At 60.3% G+C, this 12,679-nt stretch carries 16 protein-coding genes and 2 pseudogenes; 8 read left to right on the top strand and 10 right to left on the bottom strand.

Translation table 11 applies throughout. The features are described from left to right. Nucleotides 1–90: 90 nt before the first annotated feature. Nucleotides 91–420, top strand: a pseudogene (locus QNM96_RS21380) (iron-containing alcohol dehydrogenase); the annotation flags it as partial. A gap of 19 nt (nt 421–439) precedes the next feature. On the opposite strand, the gene QNM96_RS21375 reads toward QNM96_RS21380, so the two are convergent. Together QNM96_RS21375 and QNM96_RS21370 are read right to left on the bottom strand one after the other, a co-directional pair. Then, a complete protein-coding gene (locus tag QNM96_RS21375; RefSeq protein ID WP_283838838.1) occupies nt 440–961 on the bottom strand; it encodes a DUF2267 domain-containing protein in 522 nt (173 codons plus the stop codon). 28 nt (nt 962–989) lie between these two features. After that, nucleotides 990–1,385 (bottom strand): ABC transporter permease, encoded by a 396-nt coding sequence (locus QNM96_RS21370; RefSeq protein ID WP_283838837.1) that lies wholly within the window; start codon nt 1,383–1,385, stop codon nt 990–992. A 142-nt stretch (nt 1,386–1,527) separates the two neighbouring features. Here QNM96_RS21370 and QNM96_RS21365 point away from each other — a divergent pair, with 142 nt between their 5' ends. After that, nucleotides 1,528–2,745 carry a CBS domain-containing protein gene (locus QNM96_RS21365; RefSeq protein WP_283838836.1) on the top strand — a complete coding sequence of 406 codons (1,218 nt, stop codon included), beginning with the start codon at nt 1,528–1,530 and terminating at the stop codon, nt 2,743–2,745. A gap of 460 nt (nt 2,746–3,205) precedes the next feature. Here the strand turns inward: QNM96_RS21365 and QNM96_RS21360 are convergent, their stop codons facing one another. Beyond that, complete coding sequence (locus tag QNM96_RS21360; RefSeq protein ID WP_283838835.1) at nt 3,206–3,451, bottom strand: hypothetical protein; 246 nt, start codon at nt 3,449–3,451, stop codon at nt 3,206–3,208. Between the two features lie 50 nt (nt 3,452–3,501). Between QNM96_RS21360 and QNM96_RS21355 the strand changes: the two genes are divergently transcribed. Beyond that, nucleotides 3,502–3,924 (top strand): CBS domain-containing protein, encoded by a 423-nt coding sequence (locus QNM96_RS21355; protein WP_283838834.1) that lies wholly within the window; start codon nt 3,502–3,504, stop codon nt 3,922–3,924. 273 nt (nt 3,925–4,197) lie between these two features. On the opposite strand, the gene QNM96_RS21350 is transcribed toward QNM96_RS21355, so the two are convergent. After that, complete coding sequence (locus tag QNM96_RS21350) at nt 4,198–4,620, bottom strand: universal stress protein (RefSeq protein WP_283838833.1); 423 nt, start codon at nt 4,618–4,620, stop codon at nt 4,198–4,200. 171 nt (nt 4,621–4,791) lie between these two features. Here QNM96_RS21350 and QNM96_RS21345 point away from each other — a divergent pair, with 171 nt between their 5' ends. Continuing rightward, nucleotides 4,792–5,040 (top strand): hypothetical protein, encoded by a 249-nt coding sequence (locus tag QNM96_RS21345; protein ID WP_283838832.1) that lies wholly within the window; start codon nt 4,792–4,794, stop codon nt 5,038–5,040. Nucleotides 5,041–5,354: 314 nt separating this feature from the next. Here QNM96_RS21345 and QNM96_RS21340 read toward each other — a convergent pair. Further along, nucleotides 5,355–5,495: pseudogene (locus tag QNM96_RS21340) on the bottom strand (universal stress protein); the annotation flags it as partial. Between the two features lie 159 nt (nt 5,496–5,654). Next, nucleotides 5,655–6,500, bottom strand: coding sequence for a universal stress protein (locus QNM96_RS21335; RefSeq protein ID WP_283838831.1), 846 nt, complete (start codon nt 6,498–6,500; stop codon nt 5,655–5,657). Nucleotides 6,501–6,633: 133 nt separating this feature from the next. Between QNM96_RS21335 and QNM96_RS21330 the strand changes: the two genes are divergently transcribed. After that, nucleotides 6,634–8,187, top strand: coding sequence for an AarF/UbiB family protein (locus QNM96_RS21330; RefSeq protein WP_283838830.1), 1,554 nt, complete (start codon nt 6,634–6,636; stop codon nt 8,185–8,187). A 168-nt stretch (nt 8,188–8,355) separates the two neighbouring features. Further along, on the top strand, nt 8,356–8,478 hold the full coding sequence (locus QNM96_RS21325) for a hypothetical protein (protein ID WP_283838829.1): 123 nt from the start codon (nt 8,356–8,358) through the stop codon (nt 8,476–8,478). Nucleotides 8,479–8,564: 86 nt separating this feature from the next. Here QNM96_RS21325 and QNM96_RS21320 read toward each other — a convergent pair whose 3' ends face one another. Then, complete coding sequence (locus tag QNM96_RS21320) at nt 8,565–9,437, bottom strand: universal stress protein (protein ID WP_283838828.1); 873 nt, start codon at nt 9,435–9,437, stop codon at nt 8,565–8,567. A 365-nt stretch (nt 9,438–9,802) separates the two neighbouring features. Between QNM96_RS21320 and QNM96_RS21315 the strand changes: the two genes are divergently transcribed. Beyond that, nucleotides 9,803–9,949, top strand: coding sequence for a hypothetical protein (locus QNM96_RS21315; protein WP_283838827.1), 147 nt, complete (start codon nt 9,803–9,805; stop codon nt 9,947–9,949). A gap of 61 nt (nt 9,950–10,010) precedes the next feature. On the opposite strand, the gene QNM96_RS21310 is transcribed toward QNM96_RS21315, so the two are convergent. Beyond that, nucleotides 10,011–10,211 (bottom strand): hypothetical protein, encoded by a 201-nt coding sequence (locus QNM96_RS21310; protein WP_283838826.1) that lies wholly within the window; start codon nt 10,209–10,211, stop codon nt 10,011–10,013. Between the two features lie 307 nt (nt 10,212–10,518). Between QNM96_RS21310 and QNM96_RS21305 the strand changes: the two genes are divergently transcribed. Then, entirely contained in the window at nt 10,519–10,710 is a 192-nt protein-coding gene (locus QNM96_RS21305; RefSeq protein WP_283838825.1) for a hypothetical protein, read from the top strand. Nucleotides 10,711–10,795: 85 nt separating this feature from the next. On the opposite strand, the gene QNM96_RS21300 is transcribed toward QNM96_RS21305, so the two are convergent. Beyond that, on the bottom strand, nt 10,796–11,830 hold the full coding sequence (locus tag QNM96_RS21300; protein WP_283838824.1) for an FAD-dependent oxidoreductase: 1,035 nt from the start codon (nt 11,828–11,830) through the stop codon (nt 10,796–10,798). Beyond that, entirely contained in the window at nt 11,827–12,186 is a 360-nt protein-coding gene (gene trxA / locus QNM96_RS21295; protein ID WP_283838823.1) for a thioredoxin, read from the bottom strand. The genes QNM96_RS21300 and trxA overlap by 4 nt, the downstream gene beginning before the upstream one ends. Nucleotides 12,187–12,679: the final 493 nt, after the last annotated feature.

Genomic DNA, 12,679 nt, shown 5'->3' with positions numbered 1-12,679 from the left:
ACGACAGCTGTGTGATTGGGTATGAACTGACTTTCAGTGGCTACTATAGATCGCGACGGAATTCGTGCTACTCGAGTGCGGCGTCGACATCGACTCGAGGCGACCCACGATGCGACCCACGGCGAGAAAGTGACGATCGGCACGATCGCGCAACTCGTCCTCGAGGGCCACGACGATGCGTTCGTCGAGGATGTGGCAGGCTTCGCGTCCTCGGTCGGGATGCCGACCACGCTAGCCGAAATCGGACTCGATGACCCGTCGAGCGAGGAACTCGAAGTCGTCGCGGACGCAGCCTGTGCCGACGAGGAGACGATCCACAACGAACCGTTCCCGGTGTCGCCCGACAACGTTCGTGATGCGCTCGTCAGCGCCGATGCGATCGGGCGCCGCCTCTCGGAGACAGAAAGCGACAGTCGGTAGCGATCCGTGCTCGTGGGGATCACTCTTCGGTCTCGTCGACCGGTTCGACGCCGTTCGATCCGGAATCGGGGCCGGCTTCGGACTCGTGTTGTGGCCCACCGCCGGTCTGGGCTTCCTGGGCGTCGCCCCAGCCGCCGCTATCGACCACCGCGAACAGTTCTCCCCAGTTCCCGTCGTCCGCGCTCTCGGGTAATTGATCTCGAAGCTGTTGGAAATCCGACGGTGGCACCTGCGACGCCACGAAGTCGACGATGACCCGGGCGTGGTAAGCGGCCTCCGAGCGATCGGTCCGATCACCCTCGCGATCGTTGACCCGCGAGACGAACTCCTGCCAGTCGAACCGCTGGCCGTGGTCTTGGACCGCGCCGGTCAGGTACCACTTAATTTCCATCGGCAGCGACGCCGCGAGGTCCGCGGCCGCACCCTCAGGAATCCGTTCGCCGACCGTCATGAGTATAGCCCGGATCGTCCGGACCGTCCGGCCAGTGTCCGGGAGCTCGAGTCGATGCTGTATCTCGCCGGTGAACTCGTCGAAGTTCATCGCACTCGTACGACCTCGAGCAGGATCATCAAGCTTGCCGCAGCTGGACGAAGAGGACAGCCAGAATTGTCAGGTTGGCCAGAGTTCCCATCGAAGCGACCGTCCAGTCGAGAGTGGTGAGGATGAGTGAAAACACTGTTATTGCGACCAATAGAGGCCGCCAGTATCGCCAGTCGGACACCAATCCGACGGCCGAGACAATGAAACCAATGCCCGCCACGGCAGTCAGTACGGCAAAGATCCGAATTCCCGTATCACCCACGTCAATGGCACCACCGAGCAGTGTCGTCTTGTAGGGAAGGTCGGCCATCTGGATCACTTCGAAGTATGCCCCGATTCCGAGGAAATGAATGAGCCCGTGGATTGTGAGTGCGAATGCTGCCAGATGTAGACGATATCCCGCCAGAACGCCCTGTGAGCGCATATATACTCGTCCTACGATCGAACGCAAATACCTGAAACGTGGGAACGACCACCGGGTATTTGACATTGGCTGTCAAACTATCGCGTACGACTGATCTCCTGTTGCTGTACAGTCAGACAACCGATCCATACACGTAATCACCATGAACATCGACACCATCGTTTCGGAGGAGTTCGTTGAGTACACGCCCGACACAACCGTCTCGAAACTCGTCGGGACGTTCGCAGATTCCGACGTGAGAGGCGTCGTCGTTCGCGGCGACGAGTTCGAGGGCGTCGTCACCCGGCGGCAACTGGCTACGTCGCACCGCCAACCGAACGAGAAACTCGGCTCGCTGGTCTGGCACGTTCCCCAGCTGGCGCCCGACGAAGACGTTCGGAAAGTCGCACAGTTGATGATTGACAGCGATTCACAGGTATTGCCAGTCTTTGAGGACGGCGAGTTGTGTGGTGTCGTCACTGTCGACAGCATCCTCGAGGCGGTGAAACCGAACCTCGGCGCGGCGACGGTTTCGGAGGCCGCCTCGACTGACCTGCTCTCGCTGACCCCCGAATCGGGTCTCGGCGAGGCACTGAATACGTTCCGGGAGCACCGAATTACACACCTCCCTATCGTCGAGGATGGGACGGCGGTTGGCATCCTGAGCCTCTACGACGTCACCGACCTGACGGTCCGGGCCGAGGTTCAGAGCCAGGGCGGCGACGCCGGCGGGGTGGACCCCTTCGGCGGTGAAATTTCCTCGAGCACGGCCCGCGCGCGTCGCGGCGGATTCGGCGCACGGGAAGGCGAACGCGAACGCATGCTCGATCTCCCGGTTCGAGACGTCATGACGTCGCCAGTTCGGACCGTTGCACCGTCCGAAACGCTCGAAACGACCGTCGAGAAGATGTTCGATATCGACGCTTCGTCGCTCGTCGTGACCGACGACGGTTCGCCCCACGGGATCGTGACGAAAACCGACGTCCTCGATTCGCTTACCTGGGAGGCCGGTGGCAATCGCGGCGTGCAACTTTACGGGGCCAGCTTAATCGATGACTTCTCGTACGACGATATCGTCGAGATGATCGAGAAGTTCGACGATCGTGATCACGGCATGAACATCCTCGACGCGAAGATCCACTTGCAGGAGCACGACGAAACGCGGCGCGGCCGGTCGTTACTGCTCGCTCGCGTTCGCCTGTACACTGATCGCGGACTGTTCATCGCTTCCGGAGAGGGATACGGAGCCAAGCACGCGATCAACGACGCTCGAAACGTACTCGAGCGTCAGATTCGGGAGGCAAAGACCGACGGACGCACGAAGAAACCGCCGGGAAAGGAGTTCTGGGAGAAACGCTTCGGCTGGCTCCTGGAGGAGTAGGTGACATCCGGCTCTACAGGACTGGGCTCTACTCGCTTTCGATGACGGTGACGTCGAACGTGTCGTTCCAATGGTAGGCGCCGGCCGCCCCAGACGAACGTCGGATGCACGATGCCGGCAAGACCGAACAGGGGTGCGAGGACGAGTGAGGGAACCGCGAATAGCCACGTCCGCCGGTCGACTCCGAGCGCGTGGTAGCGGTCGCGTGCGAGGTACGTGACGACTCCGGCGACCAGCAGCAGTGCGACGATGCCGACCGTTGCGGTGGCCAAAAAGAGACCGAGGATCGCGAGCGTTTTACGGGATGCAAATCGGTAAAAGATTGACGCGAACCGCATGATACGTTCGTAGGTGATGCGGAGGTTTCCAGGAACACGAACAGGATTGACGAGTTCGCGTGGCGACGGCTTCGTCGGTGTACTCAGCAAGCAAGGCGTCGTCCGAGACCGTCCGGCGCAGATCAGCGATATAGCCCTCGCAGTCGATCTCGCGTCGATCGAAGGTGACATCGCCGTCCCAGATCACCCAATTCGTCCGATCGACGACGAGCGAGGCGACGACGATACAGAGCGGCTTCGAGCAGTTTGACCGGGTAGTCCTCGCTGTAGAAGACCGGAACCGCCGTCACCGTCCCGTGCTTCTCGCCGTGTCGTTTGATCATGGCCAACCAGTCGTCGTCGCGTTCGACATCGTCGCCGGTCAGCACGATACGATCCCCAGTATTATACGTACGGCAGTGGGACGGGGAAACGAACCATGCCAATAGAGAACCTCGCGCGTAGCGATGTCGTAACAGCAACCACTGACACTGAAGTACAAGAACTCGCAACGGCGATGGCCGACGAGAGCGTCGGCAGCATCGTCATCTGTAAGGACAGCAAGCCAGTCGGGATCGTCACCGATCGCGATCTCACACTCCAGGTAATCGGGGATGGCGAACATCCCGACGGTATCACCGCCGAGGACGTGATGTCGACAGACCTGTGTACAGTCGACCATGATGACGGTTTCTACCGGGCAACAGAACTGATGAGCGAGCACGCTGTCCGGCGGTTGCCGACCGTCGGCAGCGACGGTCAGCTGTCCGGCATCATTACGGTCGACGACCTCAACGAACTGCTCGCCGACGAACACCAGCAACTCGCGGAAGTCGTGCAGGCACAGCGGCCACCGTACTGATCATTTTCGTTCTCAAGCAGCCGAAGCGTCACTGACGAGTGTCCAATACCCCGATGGACCTCCCTCCCGAAGATCGGTCTTCACTCGAGATAGTTTCCGAAAGTTCTCTCGGTAAACGAATTCGAAACATCGCAACTCTCGGCGACACCAATGCCGAGTAACCGACGTACATTCGCAACGACGGTTCCCGAATCGCGAGACTTATACATTCATCCACAGTTATATTGTAAGTTGTTTGCCCCGACGGTAGCGAGCGCGACTGCACGTTTCGCGTTACCTAACGACCGTTACTGGAACCGGCGCGCGTCGGACGACCTGTTCCGCCACGCTTCCGAGCAACACGCGAGACGCGCCGGTACGACCGTGTGATCCCACGACGATCCAGTCGACGTCGTTCCCCTCCGCAAATTGGACGATAGCTCGCGACGGTGAGCCCAGGAGAACTTCGGTCGCGATGGTGATGTCGTGTTCGTCTGCAATTGTCGAGACGAACTCGAACACCGACTCGACGGCCATGTCCTCGGCAGTGATGGGAAACGAAGCATCGGAATCGTTCGCATTGTCCCTCCAGTCGGTCACGATCGACGGCTCCACGACGTGAAGTACGGTGAGATCTATAGCGGAATACGTTGTCACCGCATGTTCTAGCGCTTCCCGCGCGGGATCGCTATCGTCGAACGGAACGAGGACGTGCATACATGTCGTTGGCAGGTTGAGTCCATATATATTCCCTAGATGACTTCCTCTTAGTCGAACTTTGCAGTCTTGGGTGTGGCGCCCCGTTCGGGAGCATCGAAGTCCTCGTTGACGAGAATCGGCGGAAGGATTCTATGTGTCAGGTGCATATCTCGGTGTGAAGGGAGTCCCATGCTCGACTACTACGACAAGATCATCGTCGGTATCGCCGGAAGCCTGTTAGGCGGGTTCCTCCTAAGCATCGCGACCGCCCTCGGGTTCCAGACCGGGCTGTTCATTGGGACGGCCGTCGCGACGCTGTTCGTCTACGATGCAATATTTCGTAACCCACCGGTTCCAGCGTCCGATCCGCGGATCGCAGCGACAGCCATCGTCTGGCACGCGTTGCTCGCCGTTCTCGCGGTCGCCGCCTTTTTCTGACCGCGTGCGTCGCACTCGAGGTCGCCGTGCCGGGTCGAGTACCGTGTTGATGACTCCATTATTCTGCGGCGCGTTGTGGCGAGTCGAATCGCTACGTCGATACCGCCCAGATACAACCTTTATGACATATTTGGACTGTTTTAGCGTGTTCGCGCTCCCTAATACGAGCTTGCCTATACAGCGTAGGAGTCTTTCCGAAAGTTTACGATTGCACGAGAGTAACGGAATACCATCGGAAATAAAATATTGTCGGCGGTAGCTGGGACGAACAGAGATGAAATAGATAGTTACTGGATACTGCTTCGAACGCGTGGTCACTCTGCAGACCCGCTCTCGATCGTTCGGGCGGTCATCACCGGCATAGCCGCGTTCGGAACGGCTCGCTGGGAAACATTTCCGACGACGAACCGCACCAAGTTCGATTTACTCTCAGTCCCCATCACGAGCAGATCGAGGACGGATGGGTGTTGACCTGCGTCGCCTTCCCGGAAGCCGATTTTGACCTCGAGGTCGCACATCCCGATGACGGGTGAGACGGCTGTCGTCCCGACTTCCCGGCGCAACCGCAGACGGATTGCAGCTATGCCGATACCGACTTCCAGCGGTCCGTATGACTACCCACAGAGCAGAATCGGTCGATCAGCCTGGCCCAACACTCGCGCGGTCGTTCCTCCGGGTAACTGGCCTGACGGCGTTGCGTGTCCGCGAGTGCCCATGGCGATCAGGTCGGCGTCAGCGTTGCTCGCGTGTGAGCGTATCGCAGTCCCCGGAACGCCCCGCATGACGGTCGTCGTGACCGAGAGGTCACGCTCGGAGGCGGCGGCGCGGATCGATTCGACGACGTCGTGACCGCCCTCTCTGGCAAGTTCCGAGATCGGCTGGGACGGGTCAGCGAGTGCGGGGTTCGTCTCGTCGATCACGTGAAGGACGTCGACCGCACTCCCGACGCGATCGGCGAGCTCGAGCGCATGATCAGCCGCCAGGGACCCGATCTCGCTCCCGTCGGTCGCGATGAGGACACGTCGCGGCCCGTCATCGGGGAGGGACGCGTCCGGCGGCACGGCGAGAACCGGCGTCTCCGCCGTGGTGAACACGCGCTGGATCGTACTCCCCAGCCCTGTATCTGCCGTCGAGCCGCGGGTCCCCAGCACGATTAGATCGGCTCCACGTCGTGCGAGCGCGACGATTTCCTGATACGGCACGCCCTCGCGGACGTCACGGTCGACGGTGAGGCCAGAGTCGGTAACTGACCCGACGACCGACGACAGCGTTTCACGACCGCGCTGTCTGGCGGCCGTTCGAGCCGACGCGTCTTTGGCCGCGAGGTCGTACTCGATCGGTTCGACGACGAACACAGCCCGGATGGTCGCCCCGGTCGCTCGTGAGAGCGACACGGCACACGCGAGCGCGTCGTTCGAGGTGGGACTACCGTCGACAGGGACGAGGATCGTACGGTACATAGCGACAGCTACGACCACGGCCGACATGAATCCGCAGTCCCGAAGCAGGTAAACCAGTCAGCTATTAGTAGCATCTCGGTCAACGATCGGTTATGGATCACCATCGGATCGCTGGCCCCGGTGTTCGTCGACGATGAGATTCTACTTTCGGTACGTGCAGGTTCTCGTTCGACTCCTTCCGATCGCGATCGCGCTTCTCAGAGACCAGCGCCGATTCCTGCTGTTCGGTCCCCCACGCTCCGTCGACGAGACCGTACACCGGGAGCGCGCCGAGAAATTGACCCAGACGATGCTCGATCTCGGGCCGGCGTTCATCAAGGTTGGGCAGGTCCTCTCGACGCGCCCCGATATTGTCCCACCGCTCTACGTCGAGGTCCTCTCGAGCCTGCAAGACGAGGTCCCCGAGGACACCGGCGGCGACCCGTTCGACATCGTCGAAGCAGAACTGGACGACGTCATCGATCTCGAGACGGTGACGCCGCTGGCCGGCGGCTCACTCGCGTACGTCTACACCGCCGAGTACGAGGACGAACGCATCGCGCTGAAGGTCCGTCGTCCGGACCTTGTCTCGATGATTGAGCGGGATCTCCGCGTTATCCGCCGACTGATCCCGCTCGTCGCCGTGTTCGCGGACGAACGTCAGCGGTATTCGCTCGAGAACATCGCGAACGACTTCGAGGAGATTATCCGCGACGAACTGGATTTTGAGCGCGAAGCGGCGGTGATGGAGGAGATCGGTAACAACCTCGCCGACAATGACCGGGTGGTCGTCCCGGACACATATCCGGAACTGTGTTCCGAGCGGATCGTCGCAATGGAGTACGTCGAAGGGACGAAAATCACGAACGAGGGCGTCTTCGACGATACGGGACTCGGCGCAACCGAGATGGCGACGCTGATCACGCGCACGTACCTGCGGATGGGGCTCGTTGATGGCGTCTTTCACGCCGACCCGCATCCGGGTAATCTCGCGGTCACAGACGCGGGACGGCTCGTTATCTACGACTACGGCATGAGTCAGCGGCTCACCGAGCAGGAACAGGCCGACATCACCGCCCTGTACCGGACGCTCGTCCGACGGGACGTCGACGGCCTGGTAAACGCCCTCATCGCGCTCGAGGTTCTCGAGCCGACGGTCGATCGGGTGGCGGTTCGTCGCGTCCTCGAGCTGGTGATCGAGACGCTCGAGGGGCGCTCGGAAATTACCTGGCGTGCGATCATCACCGAACTGTTTGCGATGCTTCACGACTTCCCGTTCCGGATTCCGCCGAACGTGATGTTGCTCGTCAGGGTCGGCACCGTCGGCGAGGGTGTCTGTCGGAGCCTCGATCCGGAGTTCGACTTTCTGGCTGCGACGCGGTCGTTTCTCGTCGATCACGGCTTCATCGAAAGCGAACTCGAGGTGTTGTTCGAGGACCTCCGAGACGACGTTCGGCGGTCCGCGCCAGTCGTGACAGGGCTGCCGGCACGGATCGATACCGTGTTCGGTCAGCTCGAGCGCGGCGAGCTCGTCGTTAGGACCGATCCCGTCGAACCCACCACAGGCGATTCGGGGCTAGGTTATGCCGTGCTCTCGAGTGCCTTCGTCCTCGCGGCGACGCTGTTGTCGTTTCAGGACGTGCTGTACGCAGCAATCGCGTTCGCGGTTGCCGTCGGCTGCTTCCTGTGTTACGTTCGAGCCCGATAGATTCAGCACAATCGAACGGCGGCGACGGACTACTTAACCCTACACGTGACACATGTTCCTGCTCCTGTATTGCCGTTCGTCACGATCAGACGGAACCGCTAGATCTCCCAGAAACCGGGAGAACCCTGCAGCATTTTCCCACCGAACGCCATAGCTACCAACAACACTATGACTGCGTGTTCGATCGTCGACGAAGACGGCGTCGTTCAGTCGGCATGTATTTTGATGGGGTCTTCACTGTCCTCGAACGGCGAACGGCCGACGCCGTACGATCTGAACACTACTGAGTGATTCGAGGAGCCCCGACGGGAGCAATTCGAACAGCGATCGAAGATCGAAATCGGAGACCGCCACCGAACTCGGTTTTTGCCATCACATCACGACAACAGCCGCTTGAGCCGCGATGGAACGGGATCGTACCGCTTTGCCAGTATGACCGTTCCGGCAGCGTGTCGTCCGACTGCCTCGGAGATGGTCCCGAGGAGCCGTCGCTGCACGATCCCGCCTCTCGAGACCCCAAGGACGGTGATCTCGTGGGTAGCCGTCCGGTCGGTGATCGTCCCTGCGACGTTATCGCTTTTGACGAGTTCTCGACTGATCGATTGGGCGCCGTCGAACGTCCGTGCCGTCTCGCCGAGGAGTGCTTCCGCTTCTGGTCGCGACATCTCAGGATCGTCCGATTCGAGGACGTACAACAGGGTGACAGACGCGTCGTGACGGCGAGCGATCGCGGCGGCAGTTTCGGCGCTAAAGCTGTCATGTGGCCCGCCGGCGACCGGCACGAGAACGGAGTTGACGTCGTCGGTCGGCGTCTTGATCCGCTTGACGAGGACGTCACACGTCGCGTTTCGCAGGACGGTATCGAGGTGGCTCCCCAGTACTACGTCACCTCGTGGCGGACGGCCGCGCCAGCCAAGCAGGACCGTATCGGCCTCGTAGGCGTCGACGGCGCCGACGATTCCGGTGGCAATGCCGCGAGCGATTCGGATCCGCGTGTCGACGGGAACGCCGTGGCATTCGACGCGCTCGGCGGCGTCTGCGAGCAACTGTTCGTTCTCGTCTTCGAGGAGGTATTGGCGCCCATCCTGGAGGGACAACTGCGATGGAACGCTGAGGACGTACAAAAGCATGATTTCGTACGACTGATCGATCGCAAGATCGATCGCTATGTCTAACTGCCGCTCTGCTGTCTCCGTATTCGCGATCGGTACCAGTATTGTCCCCTCCGTCTCTGCTGTCTCGTCGATCATTGGTAGTGAGTACCGTTGTTGCTACAGGACGTAAAAGAATCACAGGCGTATCTGGTGTGTAGTCACCACGTAATTCGATCGTCCGGATGCTGCTCCCGCCGATGTTCTTCGTTATGGATCGATGGGTGATTCCCGTGACCGAGGAGGTAGTGCCAACTGCTTTACCCGAGATCCACGTCAGTATCCTTGAAGGCCCTCACGTGTACGACACCATCCAGATACCGGCTGACGGCAGTGCTTTGACGAAGACAGCGGTTCACGACGGCCTCGAGTTGACAGCTCAAAACGACGCAACCGTCCACGGTTTGTAGGTGGCCGAACCGGTTCCACTCGACAGGTTCGACGTTGGCGCCGAACCAGCTAGTTTGGACTGGGACGTCGTCGAGGAGCCACGTGCAGAAGGGAAACAGACTCTCGAATCCCTCGCAGACGCAGCCACGGAGTTCGATGCCGAGCTCATCGAAGCGATTCAACACAGGAAACCCGCCGAAACGATTCGTGATGGTCTGTGAGATTCCCACTCTGTATCCAGCCCGAATTTACCTCATCCTGACAGATGTACCAGCGGTACATTCACAGATCTACTTTGGACGCACTTTGGACCGTCGTCGACCCGAAGTCGTATTCGTCGGTAAACTCCTCATTAGATACCGTTCCGACGGTAGAGTTGACGGAGACGTCCATAGACTGTCGTCCACCGCCGAGGCGGATCGTTGGCTCCTGTTCGTCATACGGCTTCTCGTAGTGGGTATCCCCAATCGCGAATGCGCTCATATGGTCACAACATTCGAGCCAGAGTTCTCGAAGGGACGTGTCGAGGCGTGAAAGCGTCGGTCTCTGTCTCGACCAGTAGATGAAGCCAGTAGTGTGACGTGAACGACGGTTTCGTTGTTAACGTGGTGGGTCCACCCGTCGAAAGACGAACGCAACGAATTCCTGTGCAACCGAACGCGACGAGCCACTGGCGTCGTTCCCGGTCTCGTACGGATACGATTCCAAACTCGAGACCTTTTACTTCCGACTCTCGTTCCTGTTCGGGATCGGAAAGAAGGATATCGTCGACAACCCCGTCTCGTTCGTCGTGTACGGCGAGACAGACGCGGGATGGCGAAGCATCATCGCGACTGGCATTCTCGAGGAGTTTACTGACCTGCCCTACGAGTCGGGCACGGTCCAGGGGATATGGACCGTAGACATTCTGATGGTCGGCGTCTTCAATCGGCCCCGCGACGAGATCGCGTTTATCATTTCCGACTCGTTCCTGACTCGCTAACCGGTTAAAAGAGCGTTCCTGAGTGACAGCTGTGCGTCCCCCGGTTGCGAACCCCTCATGGATACAGGGATCTCGACGTCCCAGGTTAGTCGTCGGCTGTCGCTTCGGCGGCCGCCGGAGCCTCGCGGACTGCCTGCCGTTCGAACCACTCCTCGGCGTCGAGGGCGGCCATGCTCCCGGTGCCGGCTGACGTGACCGCCTGCCGGTAGTCGGGATCCATCACGTCGCCCGCGGCGAAGACGCCCTCGACGGTCGTCTCGGTGGTCATCCCCTCTCGGGTTTTGAGGTGGCCACTATCGTCCAGGTCGATCGGCGTGTCCTCGAGGAAGTCGGTGTTGGGAACGTGTCCAACGGCGTAGAAGACGCCGCTGACATCGACCTCCTCGCGCTCGACCTTGGTGCCAGCTTCGAGTTTCTCCTTCGGGTGGCCGTCGGGGTGGCTCACCAGGGTCGCGCCGGTGACACCTTCCTCTCGCGAGCCGTGGATCTCGACGAGTTCGGTGTTCCAACGGAACGCGATCGCGTCGTGGTCGCGAGCCCGGTCTGCCATGACCTCGGAGGCGCGCAGTTCGTCGCGGCGGTGGACCATCGTGACGCTGTCGGCGAACTTCGTGAGGAACAGTGCTTCCTCCATCGCCGAGTCACCGCCCCCGATTACGAGTACGTCGTCGCCGCGGTGGAAGGCGCCGTCGCAGGTCGCACACGTCGAGGCGCCATAGCCCATCAGTTCGTCCTCGCCCTCGGCTCCGACCCACCGAGCGCTGGCACCGGTCGCGACGATCAGCGCACGCGTCCGAAGCAGATCCCCATTCGAGAGAACGAGTTCGAACGGCCGGTCGTCGAGCGTCGCGTCTTCGACGGTGTCGTGGACGAACTCGGCGCCGAACCGTTCGGCTTGTTCTTTTCCTCGTTGAATTAGCTCCATGCCGCCAATTCCCTCCGGGAACCCGAGAAAGTTCTCGACGTCGGTCGTCAACGTCAGCTGGCCGCCCGGTTCGGGTCCCTCGAGCACGAGTGGCTCGAGGTCAGATCGCGCGGCGTAAACCGCGGCTGAGAGTCCGGCAACCCCCGATCCGACGATCACTATTTCATGGACGTGCTGATCTGTGATCTCGTTCATTCGGTGTATTTGTCGATCAACTCACGGAGTCGGTCAGCCGGCAGTGCACCGGTGTGCTGTTCGACTTGCTCGCCGTCCGCGAACAGTGCGAGGGTTGGGACACCCCGGACGCCGTAGGAACCTGCAAGCTGCTGGTGCTGGTCGACGTCGACCTTCGCGATCACGCCATCTGTCTCGCTCGCCAGGTTCTCGAGGACGGGCTCGAGCATCTGGCACGGGCCACACCACGTCGCGAAGAAGTCGACAAGTACGACGTCGTGTTCGTCGACGATTTCGTCGAGGTGCGCCGTGCTTTCTACGTGAAGCGGTTCGTCGATCGGATTATCGGCTGATCCAGTGTACGCGTCAGTTGTCATCACTCCTTCGTACGGACCGACTGTGTTTAAAGGTTTTGTGTGGAATGCACAATATGAACAATTCAACCATTACCTGTCGGAGGTCGATCCTGAGGAAATGGTCCCGATGATCGATAGCGAACCGTTGTGTCGTCGCCGGCGTTCGTCGACTACTGACGCTCGCGGTTGCGTTTGCACATTTACGCGAGTATCCCGCGAATGGCCTGGTCAACCCCGAGGACGTCTTGCTCACTGGCGCGGCGTCGAGTAAACCGTCGACTCAGCTGTAAGGATTGAACGGAACAGTATCGAGAGGCTCCCTGAGGGCGATAGTTGTGCATCTCATAGACAATACATCCTATTGCACAACACTATTGGGGCGGCTGACGAGGACGGTGAGCGCACCACTTGAACCACTGAACGTCAGTTCCGGCGCAACAGCGATTTGGCCAACGGTTGCGCGCGAAACCAGTACAGCAGCCCGTCTCAGTCGTGAGGGTGGAACCGCTTGACA

The organism is Halostagnicola sp. A-GB9-2 (genome assembly GCF_030068615.1).
Lineage (GTDB): Archaea > Halobacteriota > Halobacteria > Halobacteriales > Natrialbaceae > Halostagnicola.
The sequence above is the reverse complement of the archived record's forward strand: the minus strand, read 5'-3'. Positions and strand labels throughout refer to the sequence as shown.

Bases quoted from the DNA above. Each gene is read 5' to 3' on its own strand.
- trxA (WP_283838823.1), bottom strand. From the start codon at position 12,186: ATGACAACTGACGCGTACACTGGATCAGCCGATAATCCGATCGACGAA.
- QNM96_RS21365 (WP_283838836.1), top strand. From the start codon at position 1,528: ATGAACATCGACACCATCGTTTCGGAGGAGTTCGTTGAGTACACGCCC.
- QNM96_RS21355 (WP_283838834.1), top strand. From the start codon at position 3,502: ATGCCAATAGAGAACCTCGCGCGTAGCGATGTCGTAACAGCAACCACT.
- QNM96_RS21330 (WP_283838830.1), top strand. From the start codon at position 6,634: ATGAGATTCTACTTTCGGTACGTGCAGGTTCTCGTTCGACTCCTTCCG.
- QNM96_RS21375 (WP_283838838.1), bottom strand. From the start codon at position 961: ATGAACTTCGACGAGTTCACCGGCGAGATACAGCATCGACTCGAGCTC.
- QNM96_RS21345 (WP_283838832.1), top strand. From the start codon at position 4,792: ATGCTCGACTACTACGACAAGATCATCGTCGGTATCGCCGGAAGCCTG.
- QNM96_RS21350 (WP_283838833.1), bottom strand. From the start codon at position 4,620: ATGCACGTCCTCGTTCCGTTCGACGATAGCGATCCCGCGCGGGAAGCG.
- QNM96_RS21300 (WP_283838824.1), bottom strand. From the start codon at position 11,830: ATGAACGAGATCACAGATCAGCACGTCCATGAAATAGTGATCGTCGGA.
- QNM96_RS21335 (WP_283838831.1), bottom strand. From the start codon at position 6,500: ATGTACCGTACGATCCTCGTCCCTGTCGACGGTAGTCCCACCTCGAAC.
- QNM96_RS21310 (WP_283838826.1), bottom strand. From the start codon at position 10,211: ATGAGCGCATTCGCGATTGGGGATACCCACTACGAGAAGCCGTATGAC.
- QNM96_RS21320 (WP_283838828.1), bottom strand. From the start codon at position 9,437: ATGATCGACGAGACAGCAGAGACGGAGGGGACAATACTGGTACCGATC.
- QNM96_RS21325 (WP_283838829.1), top strand. From the start codon at position 8,356: ATGACTGCGTGTTCGATCGTCGACGAAGACGGCGTCGTTCAGTCGGCA.
- QNM96_RS21370 (WP_283838837.1), bottom strand. From the start codon at position 1,385: ATGCGCTCACAGGGCGTTCTGGCGGGATATCGTCTACATCTGGCAGCA.